Source organism: Pseudoalteromonas sp. NCCP-2140, from assembly GCF_023708065.1.
Classification (GTDB): domain Bacteria; phylum Pseudomonadota; class Gammaproteobacteria; order Enterobacterales; family Alteromonadaceae; genus Pseudoalteromonas.
The window spans coordinates 121,372-134,727 of record NZ_BRCZ01000006.1; the positions used below are offsets into that span (position 1 = coordinate 121,372).

Consider the following 13,356-nt stretch of genomic DNA (forward strand, 5'->3'; position numbering starts at 1 on the left):
TTGAAACATTCATTACTTGCTGCATTTTTATTAAGTGCTTTCTCTAGTCAGGCTGCTGTGTCTGAGCAAAGTGAAAAGCTGGCTAACTACGCGGTAGAGCAATATCAACAAGCGCAAATTCATACCTTAGAGAATTTAGTTTCGTATCCAACGGTAAATAAAGAAGGTCTAGCGACTCCTGATAACCCAGATTTCATTGGCTTTAAGTCGTTCTTAAAAATGAAAGCGGCGCAGTTTGGTTTTGATTATCAAGATTTAGGCTACACAGTGTTAATTGGCATGGGGAACCAAGCTGACAAAGTAACCATAGTAACCCATGGTGATGTGCAACCAGCCGATGCCAGTAAATGGCAGCAAAGTCCATTTGAAATGGATAAAACCTCTGAGCCAGGAAAGCTAATTGCACGTGGTACAGAAGATGATAAAGGTGCAATTGCGACAGCATTGCATGCAATGAAGGCGATTAAAGACAAGGGTATTACATTAAATAACCGTATTGAATTAATGGTTTACCTTGCAGAAGAGTCTGACTGGGCACCACTCGAAGAGTTCATGAAAACCTATCAGCAACCAAAATACGCAGTCACTATTGATGCTTCATACCCTGTGGTTGTTGCAGAAAAAGGCTGGAGCTTAATTGCCCCGACTTTCTCAGCGACCTCTGCACAAACAGGCTTATATGTTAGTGACTTAAAAGGCGGCGCCTTTGTTAGCCAAATCCCTGAAGATGCCAGTGTGTTAGTACATAACGCTGATGCGGCAACTGTGGCTAAATTGCACGATAATGTCGCTAAGCTCAAAAACGTCAAAGTGGCGATGACAGAGCAAACAAATGGCTTGTTAGTACAAGTGAAGGGGATTTCAGCGCATTCATCTGAGCCAGAAGCGGGTGAAAATGCCATTGCGCACCTTGCAGAAATCTTTAAAGACATCGACCTTGAGAACAATAGCGATGGTCAAGCAATTGAGTTTATCAATCAGCTAATTGGTCTTGATTTATACGGCGCACAATTTGGTGAAATTGGTTACAAGCATGACTTTATGGGCCCGATGACTGTTTCGCCAACCTTATTAAGCCGCGATGGTAACGAGATTAAATTGTCGATTAATATGCGTCGTCCGGTAGGAAAACAAGAAGCGGTGCTTAAGCAGCAAATTAATGAAGCGCTTAGCGCTTGGCAAACTACTAATGGTGTTACGTTAAAAGACACTAAAGTTGTGATTGGTACGCCAATGCTGTTAGATGGTGCGCCTCATGCAGAAGCCTTACTCGATATCTTTAAGCACTTTACCGGCGATAAAGACGCGGGCTTTGTGTCAATTGGTGGTGGCACAAATGCTAAGTTATTTGATAATGCGGTGTCATTTGGTCCATCAATGCCAGGTAAAAAGTACACAGGCCACTCAGAGCATGAGTTTATTACAGAAGAGCAGTTAGCACTGAACTTAAAAATGTACACTGCAATGATGATTAAGCTAGGAAATATGTAATTCTATAAACTGAAAACGCCACTTTATAGTGGCGTTTTTGTTTAAAGCTGTTGGCTCATATCAGTTTAAAACTGGGCAACAAATTTAAGGTTATAAAGTTCAGCAGAGCCGCTTTCAGTGTAATTAGCGGTTAAATAGTATTTATCATTAATAAAGTACTTGCCTTCTAAAACGAGTTCAGAATCATCCAAACCTGCGCCTATGGCATAGTGTTCGCCAAAGTAATAGCTGATCATGGCATTACTTGCTGAATTATTAAGACTGTCTTGGTGGCCAACATCAACGGTAATGTAATGGCTGCCGCTTAAATGATTAAAGTATCTGGCCGAGACATTCCAAACGTCAAGTTCATCATCTGTTTCTGCGCTAAAACCGAGGTAATCCTTATCGTTTATTTGGAGGTTATACTGCGCTTTTAAGCGGAAATAATCATCACCATATTCACGCACATCCCTATTTACAGAAACTTTTAAGGCATCGGCAAATAAGTAGCCTATACCTAGATTGTAATTGTCTAAATCCCTCACATCCCTTATATCGGCTACAGCAAACCAGTTATTTAAAAAATACTCGCCAAATAAACCAATATCATTGTAATAATCTCCTCCTGAGTAATTGACTAGGATGTTCGAATCTGTATCTAGGTAGCCATAATCATCGAGCACACCAGAGCTCTGCTGCTCTTCAAAGTAATAATGGCTTGCTAATTGGTAGCCATTAAAGCCATATCTGTCATGATCTACGTGAGTATAATTGATGGTATTGAACCACTGTTTACTCACCTGTTGCTCTGTTGCGGCTGTTGAATAGCTTGAATAAGCAAGTGTTGCAAGAGCAATAGGGGCTAGTTGTTTAAACATACATATCCTTGTTGTATTTGGTTTTTGTTTCATAAAGATAATACAACAAGCAGGAATTTACATTGTAATAAAGTGTTGTGGGTCTGTAAGTTTGTGAAAAGGCCAAGCAGCGCTTGGCCTATAAAGCTTAATTAAGCGTTGTGGTAAGTGATATTTCGGCATTCATCAATTTAGAAATAGGGCAGCCTTGCTTGGTTTGCTCACAAAGTTGCTCAAACTTTTCGCTCGAAATTTCTTTTATCTTTGCACTAACATCAAGTGCAATGTGGCTCACTTCGAAGCCGTTATCAACTTCATCAAGGCTCACTGTTGCTTTGGTCGTTATGTCGTCAGCGACAAAGCCTGCTTCAGTTAGTGCAAGCGATAGCGCCATGCTAAAACAGCTACTGTGTGCCGCTGCAACCAGCTCTTCGGGGTTAGTGCCCGGTTTATCTTCAAAGCGAGTGTTAAAGCCAAATGGCTGTTTCTCAAGCGCGCCACTTTGACTAGAAATAAAGCCTTTGCCAGATTTAATATCACCAGACCAACTCGTATGTGCAGATTTTTTAATCGTCATCGTCATCTCCTTTGTAAATTTTTTCGGCGACCGTGAAAGGCTTTCAGGGTTTTGTGCCGAAAACTGTGAGTTAACGATATAAGTGCAACTTAAACGCCAATATTTCTTTTTGCTTCACGCTTGCAACGTTCTGAGCAGTATTTAACATGCTCCCAGTCACGTTGCCATTTTTTACGCCACATAAATGGCCTGTCGCAAACGGGGCAGGTTTTGCTGGGTAAATTAAGCTTTTTATGAGCCATGTCGTTGTCTTTTAAGGCTTATCACATGCTTATTCAGTACGGCTTTTGTGCCACGCTTTACATCATCACGTTCTCGAAATGACCATAATCGCTCACGTGCTTGTTTGGCTGCATGTTCAATATCTACCATAGGCTCAGGGTAGTCTTCGCCGAGTTTAAAGTTATTAAATAAGGCCTCCATTGGCGGCTGTTGCCATGGCTGGTGGAGATCTTCTATGGGTAAGTTTTTAAGCTCAGGGCACCATGTTTTAATAAATATGCCCTCTGGGTCTTTATCTTCAGATTGCTTTATTGGGTTATACAAACGAATCGTGTTGGTTCCTGTGACAGATGCTTGCATTTGGATTTGTGGGTAGTGAATACCAGGCTCAAAATCTAAAAAATAACGCGATAAAATAAAGCTGACTGATTGCCAATGAATGTTCATATGATGAGTCATAAAGCTGACTAACATAGCGCGCATTCGAAAATTAATGTAACCCGTTGCTGCTAGGCAGCGCATGCACGCATCAATAATGGGAATGCCTGTTTGACCTTGCTCAAAGCGCTTTAGGTGCTCAGCAACATGTTCATCATCACGATAAGGGTAGTGCTTGTAGCCCGCATTTTGCGGTGCAAACTCCATGCTGCATTGAGTTTCGAATTTTTGCATAAAATGGCAATGCCAGTGAAGCCTTGACTCGAAAGCATATAATGAGCGACGCCAGCTTAAAGGCTGCTTTGCTAAATAGTATTTTAGAGTTTGATAAACTTGTCTGAGGCTCAGGTTGCCAAAGGCTAAGTAAGGCGAAAGCCTAGAGCATGAATCTCTACTTTTTGATGGGCTTGAAATGCCACTTTGGTAGTTCATTGCTCGTTCTTCTACAAAGTTCTGTAGGCAAGCTCTGGCTGCATGAGGGCCACCATATTGAAACTGCGGGTCGTACTCTAGAAAATCATCAATACAGGTCGCTGCTTGGTAATTATTAGGCAGAACTGCATTAAATGCTTGCCAATTTGGCGTTACAAGACGTTGGTTCATCACACCATGCCAATGTGTTTGCCAATCAAACTGTTTAGGTCGCGCTCGTTTTACACCTCCAAGTGGCGTTTCGTGCCATGGAATTACTTTACTGTTTAGCCAGCGTTTGATCTGTTTATCTCGCTCAAAGGTATTGTAAAGACCTATTTCTTCATGACTATAAACCCCTGCAATATCAAAATCTTCACTAAGGGTTTCTAACAAGGTAATCATTTCTTGATTATAAATGGCGATTTCAGCGTTATATTTTTCGAGCTGTTGGTTGATGTCTTTAAGTGACTGAGCAACAAAACGCCAGTGCCTAAAGCTGTAATGGGGGTCTTCGAGTAATAGGGGCTCAAAGTTGTAAATAAGTAAGCAAGGCAGCTCTGATGTAATTGCACTGGCAAGTGGCTGATGATCAGATAGTCTTAGGTCACGTTTAAACCAAACAAGATTTACTTTTTGTTTTTTTGAGCCTGCCATAAACGTGGAGTTGAAAATTGCTTTGGTGGTTATACGTAGCAAGTCACAACTTAGATTAATTACTAAAGCAATCCACAAAGTTTCCACATTTGTAGCATATTGCCCACACACTTTTGGATGGTATTCAGATCAACTGGGAGAAGAAGATAAAGAAGCGATTCTAGCCTCTGTGCAAGAAAAGTTTGGTTTATCTGAAGGTGATTCGCTGTTATCGGTCACAGCGTAAATCACAAAGCGGTCATGATGACCGCTTTTTTATATCTAGCTTTATTAATCACATATTAAAGTGACGCGGTGAAAGCCTTTATTTCGTTTTGTGCTGCTTCTAAGCTTTGCTCTGCACCTGGCATTGCAAGGCCTTCAGCGTAAATAAAGTTAACATCTGTCATACCCACAAAACCAAGTACATCTTTTAAGTATTTAGTTTGTGTATCCATGTCGGTGCCTTGATATACACCACCACGCGCAGCAAGTACCACTACTTTTTTGTCTTTAATTAAACCTACAGCGCCTTGCTCTGTGTATTTAAATGTAATACCAGCACGAGCAATACGATCAATCCAAGCTTTGAATGTTGATGGAATACCAAAGTTATACATTGGCATACCAATAACAATCAGTTCGTTATCGTTAAGTTCAGCAATTAAATCGTCAGAAATTGCAGCAAGTAGCTTTTGCTCATCGCTACGTTCGTTTGCATCAGTCATCCAAGCAGCCATTTCTGTCTGCGTTAAGTGAGCAATCGCATTGTCGCTTAAATCGCGAGTTGTTACTGAAATTTGTTGGTTGTTAGCAAGCTGCTCAACAAATAGTTGGTTAAGCTTGGTTGAATTACCTTGTTCACCATTTAAAGATGAATTTAACACAAGTACTTTTTTCATCATGTCACCTAAGAAAACTGAAGTTGTGCAGCTATTATAATTAGCAAAAATTAAATTAATAATGCTATTAATCGAGTATTACGTTCGTTTTAAACGAATGGAAGAGGTGTCTAATTTTTTTGAATTAGTCTTTTTTTGTAATTTAATGTTACTATTGCCGCGACAATAAAAAAGAAATGGACTTTATTATGAAGTACTTACTGCTTACTCTTTTTGCAGTGCTGAGCTTAATGCCTCGTGCTGCTGAAAACACACAACTCCCTGTAGAATCATTCGCCTCTTTACGCGCTTTTAGCCAAGTAAAATTTTCGCCAAATGGTAAAAATTTATCGTTTATTCGAAATGTAAATGGTGAGCTGGTTTTAATGGTTTATAACCGTAAAACTAAAGAAGCTGATTCTATTATTCGTTCAGATAATCACACTATTTTCTTCGATTGGTATGAATGGGCAAATGATGAGGTACTACTTTTAGGTGCCCGCTATATTCAACGCCAATTTGGCGGCCCTAAATATACCTCTACCCGTTTATATGCATATAAAATTGGTGGTGATGGCAAGGCGAAACTGGCTATAAAGCCTAACTTTAATCGTGATGAACGCCAACCGCAATTTGGTGATCAGGTCATCAGCTTTTTACCCGATAAAAAAGATAAAATTTTAGTTCAAGGTGATTTTGATGTTGCCAATGCCCCTGGCGTGTATGAACTTGATTTAAGTACACTTCGTAAGAAAAAAATTCAGCGCTCACGTAGTAAAGTGATTGATTGGACAGCAGACCGCCAAGGTAATGTGCGTATTGCCCTAAAAATGGATGAAGACGAATTTGAATATATTCTTTATGACGAAGATCGAGATAACCGTAAAACGTTATTCAAATATAAAGCATTTAGCCCTGATGTAGTGACTGTTTTGGGCTTCGATAAAGACCCTAATATTCTTTACTTCAAAGCTCTTAAAGATGGTTATGATGCGCTTTATAAAATGAACCTAACGACCATGAAAAAAGAGTTAGTGTTCAGCGATGATAACTATGACTTCGACGGTCATATATTCTATTCATCTCTTACAGGTGAAGTAGCAGGGTTTACGCACTCTCAATTAGATGAGGGGATCCGTTACTGGGATGAAGATTTAAACAACCTTTATAATGGCTTACGCGCTGTATTGCCGGCAGATAAGTTTGATATTGATATTATTGATACTAGTAAAGAACAGCGTCAATATGTGGTTTACGTTTCAGGTGAGCAAATCCCTGGTACCTATATGTTGGGTGACCGAGATTCTAACGAATTAACTGCATTTGCCTCGGCATTTCCAGATGTTGATGAAACTGTTTACAGTGGTAAAAAGAAAATTAGTTATAAAGCTCGTGATGGGTTAACTATTGAAGGGTATTTAACTTTACCTGTGGGTTACAAAGAAGGTGATAAGTTACCCACTATTGTGTTCCCTCATGGCGGGCCAATGGCTCGTGATTACGCTGGTTTTGACTATTGGACTGCGTTACTTGCTTATAATGGTTATGCAGTACTGCAACCAAACTTCCGTGGTTCAAGTGGCTATGGCCATGAATTTGAGATGGCTGCAGTTCAAGGTTTTGGTAAAGAAATGCAAGATGACTTGCAAGATGCGGCGAATTGGCTTGTTGAAGAAGGTATCGCTAATGGAGATAAAATTTGTATAGGCGGGGCAAGTTATGGTGGCTATGCTGCATTAATGGCAGTGGTTAAACACCCAGAAACATTCAAATGTGCAGCAAGCTTTGCTGGCGTTACTGATCTTGAGCGTATTGTTAGTAAAGCGCGTTATTTCACTAATAAAGAAATTGTGCGTAAGCAATTTGGAACTGATGGCGATAAACTAGAAAAAGTGTCGCCTGTTAATTTTGCAAAGCAAATTAATCGTCCGGTGCTATTGGTTCATGGCTCTGATGATAACGTGGTGCCTGTTTATCATAGCCGTGAAATGGATGATGAACTTAAAGACGAAGGCAAAGATGTTACTTACATTGAGCTCGAAGATGGCGACCATTACTTATCGCACCAGCCGTATAGAATTAAAACGTTGAAAGCGTTTTTAGAGTTCTTCGATAAGAACTTGAAAAACTAGAATTAGCAAAGAAAAAGGCGACTTAGGTCGCCTTTTTTAATACCTGATTTTGCGTCAATTTTATTTATAAGCTAATTCAGCATCAATATTGCGCATTAAGTTGGTAACCCAATTGATATATTGGCGGTGGATTTTTTTGCCATTGTAATCAAGGTTTATCGAATCTTTGTAATCAATAGAATATTCTTGCTCGTTAAACGTAATATCAACGCGTAATTGGTGTTTACGAATATCAAGTTTACCTAAGATTTGACCTTCGGCATTTGAACGACACGTCCAGCCTAGTTTCATACATGCTTTTAAAATATTGGTTTTGATACTTTCAAGGTCATGTTGGCCAGACGCCATTTGCGGTACAGGGTTTGCGTCAAAGTTACGAATAGGCACACTGGTGCTACAAGCAGAAAGTGTAAGTAGCGTAAGAAGTGCAAGAGCTGCCTTTTTCATAGTAAGTCCTTTTTGGAAATAAAATCAGCGCGATTATGCGCTTTTTTTACTGCAGGGTCTAGGCATCGGGTAAAAACCACGCACTAATTGCACCAAGTAAGCCTAAGATACTGTAGAAAAAAATTAACTCAGCAGTCGTTAAGTAGGTATTTAGTAAGCCGACGCTACCTAGCAGTAATAATATAACTCCGATCACCGTATTACTAACAGAGACATAGTCAGTGCGCTTGTTTCCTTCAGCCATATCAACAAGGTAGGTTTTACGACCAAGGCGAACCCCTTGATGAGCTACGGTGAGTAAAAAATAACAGAGCGGTAATAGCCAAAACTCATTGAGCGTTTGTGGTCTCAGGTAAGCAACTAAATAAACGGCAAAACCGTTGAGGGTGACGAGCATTGCTGCAAATACTAATACTTTGCGGCTCGATAAATCACTTAATCGCCCCCAAATTGGCGCAGAGACTAAGCTGGCAAGCCCAGAAAGCGCCATAAACGTAGCAAGTAGTGAAAAGTCGAAAGCCTGTTCACTAGCAAGAACGATATAAAACGGGGCGCTCAAAGCAGAACATAGCAACAACGCACGAGTGATAATAAAGTGAGCAAATTGTTTATCTTGGTAAAGCAGTTTTAATTTTGATAAAGCATGCAAAAAGCCGTTTTCAGCGCCCTCGGTTGCGCCCTTGTATTCTTGAATGCGGCTATAACTGAGCGCTGCAAACAGCCACATTAAAGCAGCCAGCATTAAAGCAACATACACCCCATTTTCATAGCCAAGGCTTTGTAGATACCATAAACCAAGACCAAAGGTGAGCGTTGCAAATCCGGCAAAACTCGCAGCAAGACCGCTAATGCTGCCTCGTTGTTGTTTAGGTATGACCTTGCCTAATACATCTTTTGCAGCAATGGAATTAAAGCCACGGGCAAGGCTAAAGACAATCAAAATCGCGATGATAGCAAACCCAGCAGTTGCACCTTGGAGTGTTAAAGCACAAATCAGCATACCAACAATACATAAAGCCTGCACAATTGCGCCAATCACCCAAACCCACTTTCTAACTGGGAGCCTACGAATAGCACTGGCGATGGCCAGTTGTGGCAACATTGAGCCTGACTCACGAATAGGCACAAGCCAAGCAATAAAACTACTTGGTACATTAATGCTCTGTAAAAGCCAAGGCAAGGTCACTTTAGGGTTTAACAGGGCATCTGCAAACTTACTAAATAGTTGGCTTACTAATAGGGTAAGAAAATTGCCGGGCACCACTTTACAAGCGGCTTCATCAATCGCTTTGCAGGCACGGGCATCCTCGGTGTTACTGAGGCGTTGGTAGATGTCTTCTTTGCTGAGCTTTTGCATATTTTTTATTTTTATGAAAAAGGGCATTTAAGCCCTTAAAAATCGTCCTTAGAGTGGCGCTCTGCTAGCTGCTCAACTTCATCACCCCATGTTTTGTTAACTCTGCGACCTCGTTTTACAGCAGGGCGGCGCTCAATTTGTTTTGCCCAGCGCATCACATGACTATATGACTCAACATCTAAAAACTCTGCCGCATCATATAAATTGCCAAGTACTAAGCTGCCATACCACGGCCAGATTGCGATATCGGCGATTGAATATTCGCTGCCAGCCATGTAGTCATGGTCGCTTAAATGGCGGTTTAATACGTCTAACTGGCGTTTTACTTCCATGGTGAAGCGATCAATTGGGTACTGCATCTTGAAAGGGGCATAACTATAAAAATGACCGAAGCCTCCACCTAAGTATGGGGCAGAGCCCATTTGCCAAAATAGCCAATTTCGACATTCTGTTTTACTGGCGTGATCGCTTGGGATCAGCGCGTCAAACTTTTCTGCCAGGTATTGTAAAATTGCACCTGACTCAAACACGCGAGTAACGGGCGTTGTACTGTGATCCATTAAGGCTGGGATTTTTGAATTAGGGTTAACACTGACAAACCCTGAAGAGAACTGGTCACCATCGCCAATTTTAATTAAAAATGCATCGTAGTCGGCTTCATCAATACCAAGCTCTAATAGCTCTTCGAGCATGATAGTGACTTTTTGGCCGTTTGGTGTCGCAAGCGAGTAGAGTTGTAGGTCATGTTTACCAACGGGCAAGTCTTGCTCGTGGGTTGCACCTGAGACCGGACGATTAGTCTTCGCCCATTCACCACCGTTTTCTGCATCCCATTGCCACACTTTAGGTGGCGTATAACTGTCGGTATTACTCATTGAAACTCCTAAATTGTGCTTTAATGAATGTCATTACGAGATTACCATCCTAGTTGATCAGATAGAGCAAGGGAAGTACAGTTATTAATTATGAATAACAAGGAGGATGACATGAAAAAGCATGGTTTAGCCATTGGCCTTGAGCGAACTGGCACGACTTTTTATCTCACAATTAAAGTAGTCGGAAAGCTTACCCACGAGGATTATAAAACTCTCACTCCTCTTATAGATAATGCTGTAGCAGCAGTTCCGAGTGCAAAAATAAGAGCCTATGTTGATATTACTGAGTTAGAAGGCTGGGAGTTACAAGCGGCGTGGGATGATTTTAAGTTAGGCCTTAAACATAACAAAGAGTTTTGCCGTATAGCTGTGCTTGGTAGCAAACACTGGCAACAAGTGGCAAGCAAAGTGGGTAACTGGTTTATCAGTGGCGAAGTGAAATACTTTGAAGACCCGATCATTGCCACTGAGTGGTTACACGAATAAGGAGTTAAGTGATAAAAAACAGTCAATTAAAGGTAGCAACGTTTAATTTATATAATTATTTAGCGCCACCTGACGCATTTTATGATTTTCAGCGCATTTACAGCGCTGAGCAGTGGGCCAAAAAGCAGCGCTGGTTGGCCGATTACCTTAAAAATCAGCAGCCAGATATTATTGGCTTTCAAGAAGTGTTCAGTATCAATGAACTAAAACAACAAGTTAACGCAGAGGGTTACCCTTATTTTGCAGTGGTTGATGAGCCAACGGTGATTGATGACTTTATTTATCGCGATCCGGTTGTGGCCATTGCCTCACGCTATAAAGTTGTTGCTGTCAGTCAGATTGAGGCAGAGCAAGATGATATTTTAGCGATGGGCTTGAGCGATAATTTTAACTTTAGCCGCAGTATTATTCGCGCGACACTTGAAGTACCTCACTTAGGACACGTCGATTGCTATGTAGTGCACTTTAAATCAAAGCGCAGCATGCTCCATCACCAAGATGATGAAAGCCACAGCGAACAGCAAAACTTAGTTATGCAGTTAAAATCGCAAGCCCTTGGGCGCTGGGCATCAAGTATGCAGCGTGGCAGTGAAGCAGCGCTGTTACTCGTTGAAATTATTAAGCGTAGAGCGCACACCAATAACCCTGTGATTGTGATGGGGGACTTTAATAATGAGTTACACGATGGTGTACTTAACCATTTAATCGCTGACCACCTTCGTTTTAGCGGTCATAGGCAAAATAGCCCATCTCGTTCAGAGTTCAAACTACAAGATAGTTGGCAACTCTATCAGCGCCATGTTGTCACCGAGAACGACAGAGAAGCCACCCACTATTTTGGCAGTAGCAGCTCAGTATTTGATTATATTTTGTTATCTCGAGAGTTTGATGCCGGGTTTCAGGGCAGCTTTTTTGAGGTAGTTGATTATCACACCTATGATCAGCACTTGATCAACCCCCAGTTTGCCTATGATGATCAAAGTACCGACCATGGCGTTGTGATGGTGACAATGAAGTTAAGAGACTAGAAGCTAATAGCTTTCAGCTGTCAGTTTAAAGCTTAGGGCTCTTTTGCTTATCACGCTTTGCCATAATATAGCCGATGAATGCGCCGCTAATTGCGCCGAATAAATGGCTTTCGAATGAAATATGAATGCGCTGCGGGAAGACACCCCAAATCAGGCCGCTGTATAGCACAACAACCGCAATACTGATTAAAATGGCTTTGAATGAGCGGTGCATAATGCCGTAGCTAATTAAATAGCCCCATAAACCGTAGATAACACCACTTAGCCCTACATGAATATTGCTGCGGCCAAATAGCCATACTAGTAATCCACCAATGAGCGCTGTACCTGCAAACACCAGCCAAAAGCGTTTTACGCTATATTGGCAAACTAGCCAGCCGAGAATAGCAAATGGCACTAGGTTACTAAAAAGGTGTGCCCAGCCACCATGTAAAAATGGCGCAAAAAACACCCCTGATAAACCAGATATCTGTCTTGGCAAAATACCTAAGCCGTTTAAGTTTATGCCGGGTAGAGTATTAATTATTTGCAGTACCAAGCACACCAGCATAATGCCTAAAATTGCGAATCGCTTACTACTGATAGGAGGAATTTTGACAGCTTTTTTTTCAGTCATGATGAGAAGCTCTTAAATCAATGTGACCGAATGAGTATAACTTATTAAAAGTGAAGGTAAACACCTTGATATGCAAGGTGTTTACTAAAGGTCTAGAGCATATTGACCTAGTTTAACCTAATTTGGTTAATAGTTTTTTCGCAGCAAGCTCAGAACTTGCAGGGTTTTGCCCTGTGATTAGTAGGCCATCTTCAATCGCAAGCTCGCCCCAATCATCGGTTTTTTGATACTGACCACCTTGTTTGATTAGCTCATCTTCAACAAGTAATGGCACAACATTGGTAAGCTGTACGGCATCTTCTTCTGAATTACTAAAGCCGGTTACTTTTTTATCAAATACCACAGATTTACCAGCTGCATTTTTCGCATTCAGTAATACTGCACTGGCGTGACATACTGCACCCACTGGTTTCTCTGAGTTAAGAAATTGCTCTATCAAGCTAATTGAATCTTGGTTATCAACTAAGTCCCATAACGGACCATGGCCGCCGGGGTAAAATACCGCATCAAAATCATCGGCTTTAACTTCAGCCAGAGGTTTAGTATTAGCCATTAAAGTTTTTGCCGCACTGTCTTGCTCAAAACGTTTTGTGGCATCGGTTGCTGCATCAGGGGCTGCACTATTTGGATCAACCGGAGGTTGGCCACCTTTAACAGAAGCTAAAGTTACCTCTGCACCGGCATCAATAAAGGCGTAGTAGGGCGCCGCAAATTCTTCGACCCAAAAGCCCGTTTTATGGCCGGTATCGCCAAGTTCATCGTGTGAAGTGAGTACCATTAAAATTTTCTTAGCTGACATAGTGAATCCCTTTTTGTGTATTAAACATCGTTAATAACACTATAGGGGTGAATATCGAGTTAAACAACGCAGATAAATTTGACTTCATTGGTTTAATAATTGATACAATTGTTCAGGTTAG

General features: G+C 41.1%; 14 protein-coding genes. 4 read left to right on the forward strand and 10 right to left on the reverse strand.

The window, feature by feature from the left end; genetic code table 11:
* Window positions 1-1,491 carry a dipeptidase gene (locus NFU46_RS13510; protein WP_251602550.1) on the forward strand — a complete coding sequence of 497 codons (1,491 nt, stop codon included), beginning with the start codon at window positions 1-3 and terminating at the stop codon, window positions 1,489-1,491.
* A 65-nt stretch (window positions 1,492-1,556) separates the two neighbouring features.
* On the opposite strand, the gene NFU46_RS13515 is transcribed toward NFU46_RS13510, so the two are convergent.
* The 5 genes from NFU46_RS13515 to NFU46_RS13535 form a co-directional block, all read right to left on the reverse strand.
* On the reverse strand, window positions 1,557-2,351 hold the full coding sequence (locus NFU46_RS13515) for a putative porin (RefSeq protein ID WP_251602552.1): 795 nt from the start codon (window positions 2,349-2,351) through the stop codon (window positions 1,557-1,559).
* Between the two features lie 127 nt (window positions 2,352-2,478).
* The gene (locus NFU46_RS13520) at window positions 2,479-2,907 is read right to left on the reverse strand and encodes an OsmC family protein (RefSeq protein ID WP_251602554.1); all 429 of its coding nucleotides are present in this window, start codon (window positions 2,905-2,907) and stop codon (window positions 2,479-2,481) included.
* A gap of 89 nt (window positions 2,908-2,996) precedes the next feature.
* Window positions 2,997-3,149, reverse strand: a complete 153-nt coding sequence (locus tag NFU46_RS13525) for a DUF2256 domain-containing protein (RefSeq protein ID WP_082401584.1) — start codon at window positions 3,147-3,149, stop codon at window positions 2,997-2,999.
* Entirely contained in the window at window positions 3,139-4,635 is a 1,497-nt protein-coding gene (locus NFU46_RS13530) for a cryptochrome/deoxyribodipyrimidine photo-lyase family protein (protein WP_251602556.1), read from the reverse strand. Before NFU46_RS13530 ends, NFU46_RS13525 begins: the two co-directional genes overlap by 11 nt.
* 281 nt (window positions 4,636-4,916) lie before the next feature.
* Window positions 4,917-5,516, reverse strand: coding sequence for an FMN-dependent NADH-azoreductase (locus NFU46_RS13535; protein ID WP_251602558.1), 600 nt, complete (start codon window positions 5,514-5,516; stop codon window positions 4,917-4,919).
* Between the two features lie 188 nt (window positions 5,517-5,704).
* On the opposite strand from NFU46_RS13535, the gene NFU46_RS13540 reads away from it, so the two are divergent.
* Window positions 5,705-7,627, forward strand: coding sequence for a S9 family peptidase (locus tag NFU46_RS13540; RefSeq protein ID WP_251602560.1), 1,923 nt, complete (start codon window positions 5,705-5,707; stop codon window positions 7,625-7,627).
* A gap of 60 nt (window positions 7,628-7,687) precedes the next feature.
* On the opposite strand, the gene NFU46_RS13545 is transcribed toward NFU46_RS13540, so the two are convergent.
* From NFU46_RS13545 to yghU, 3 genes are read right to left on the reverse strand one after another with little or no spacing between them, the layout of a single operon-like run.
* Window positions 7,688-8,074: a hypothetical protein gene (locus NFU46_RS13545; protein ID WP_054561969.1), complete on the reverse strand. Its 387-nt coding sequence runs from the start codon at window positions 8,072-8,074 to the stop codon at window positions 7,688-7,690.
* A gap of 58 nt (window positions 8,075-8,132) precedes the next feature.
* Window positions 8,133-9,431: an MFS transporter gene (locus NFU46_RS13550; RefSeq protein WP_251602562.1), complete on the reverse strand. Its 1,299-nt coding sequence runs from the start codon at window positions 9,429-9,431 to the stop codon at window positions 8,133-8,135.
* A gap of 35 nt (window positions 9,432-9,466) precedes the next feature.
* Complete coding sequence (yghU, locus tag NFU46_RS13555) at window positions 9,467-10,306, reverse strand: glutathione-dependent disulfide-bond oxidoreductase (protein WP_251602563.1); 840 nt, start codon at window positions 10,304-10,306, stop codon at window positions 9,467-9,469.
* Window positions 10,307-10,417: 111 nt separating this feature from the next.
* Here yghU and NFU46_RS13560 point away from each other — a divergent pair, with 111 nt between their 5' ends.
* Both NFU46_RS13560 and NFU46_RS13565 read left to right on the forward strand, forming a co-directional pair.
* Window positions 10,418-10,792: an STAS/SEC14 domain-containing protein gene (locus NFU46_RS13560; protein WP_251602565.1), complete on the forward strand. Its 375-nt coding sequence runs from the start codon at window positions 10,418-10,420 to the stop codon at window positions 10,790-10,792.
* Window positions 10,793-10,800: 8 nt separating this feature from the next.
* Complete coding sequence (locus NFU46_RS13565) at window positions 10,801-11,820, forward strand: endonuclease/exonuclease/phosphatase family protein (RefSeq protein WP_251602566.1); 1,020 nt, start codon at window positions 10,801-10,803, stop codon at window positions 11,818-11,820.
* A 25-nt stretch (window positions 11,821-11,845) separates the two neighbouring features.
* Here NFU46_RS13565 and NFU46_RS13570 read toward each other — a convergent pair whose 3' ends face one another.
* Window positions 11,846-12,436 (reverse strand): rhomboid family intramembrane serine protease, encoded by a 591-nt coding sequence (locus tag NFU46_RS13570; protein ID WP_175082757.1) that lies wholly within the window; start codon window positions 12,434-12,436, stop codon window positions 11,846-11,848.
* 112 nt (window positions 12,437-12,548) lie between these two features.
* Window positions 12,549-13,235: a type 1 glutamine amidotransferase domain-containing protein gene (locus NFU46_RS13575; RefSeq protein ID WP_062565094.1), complete on the reverse strand. Its 687-nt coding sequence runs from the start codon at window positions 13,233-13,235 to the stop codon at window positions 12,549-12,551.
* Between the last annotated feature and the right edge of the window lie 121 nt (window positions 13,236-13,356).

What these genes read in the sequence shown, in the direction of transcription:
- NFU46_RS13515 (WP_251602552.1), bottom strand. Translation starts at nt 2,351, where the DNA reads ATGTTTAAACAACTAGCCCCTATTGCTCTTGCAACACTTGCTTATTCA.
- NFU46_RS13520 (WP_251602554.1), bottom strand. Translation starts at nt 2,907, where the DNA reads ATGACGATTAAAAAATCTGCACATACGAGTTGGTCTGGTGATATTAAA.
- NFU46_RS13525 (WP_082401584.1), bottom strand. Translation starts at nt 3,149, where the DNA reads ATGGCTCATAAAAAGCTTAATTTACCCAGCAAAACCTGCCCCGTTTGC.
- NFU46_RS13530 (WP_251602556.1), bottom strand. Translation starts at nt 4,635, where the DNA reads ATGGCAGGCTCAAAAAAACAAAAAGTAAATCTTGTTTGGTTTAAACGT.
- NFU46_RS13535 (WP_251602558.1), bottom strand. Translation starts at nt 5,516, where the DNA reads ATGAAAAAAGTACTTGTGTTAAATTCATCTTTAAATGGTGAACAAGGT.
- NFU46_RS13540 (WP_251602560.1), top strand. Translation starts at nt 5,705, where the DNA reads ATGAAGTACTTACTGCTTACTCTTTTTGCAGTGCTGAGCTTAATGCCT.
- NFU46_RS13545 (WP_054561969.1), bottom strand. Translation starts at nt 8,074, where the DNA reads ATGAAAAAGGCAGCTCTTGCACTTCTTACGCTACTTACACTTTCTGCT.
- NFU46_RS13550 (WP_251602562.1), bottom strand. Translation starts at nt 9,431, where the DNA reads ATGCAAAAGCTCAGCAAAGAAGACATCTACCAACGCCTCAGTAACACC.
- yghU (WP_251602563.1), bottom strand. Translation starts at nt 10,306, where the DNA reads ATGAGTAATACCGACAGTTATACGCCACCTAAAGTGTGGCAATGGGAT.
- NFU46_RS13560 (WP_251602565.1), top strand. Translation starts at nt 10,418, where the DNA reads ATGAAAAAGCATGGTTTAGCCATTGGCCTTGAGCGAACTGGCACGACT.
- NFU46_RS13570 (WP_175082757.1), bottom strand. Translation starts at nt 12,436, where the DNA reads ATGACTGAAAAAAAAGCTGTCAAAATTCCTCCTATCAGTAGTAAGCGA.
- NFU46_RS13575 (WP_062565094.1), bottom strand. Translation starts at nt 13,235, where the DNA reads ATGTCAGCTAAGAAAATTTTAATGGTACTCACTTCACACGATGAACTT.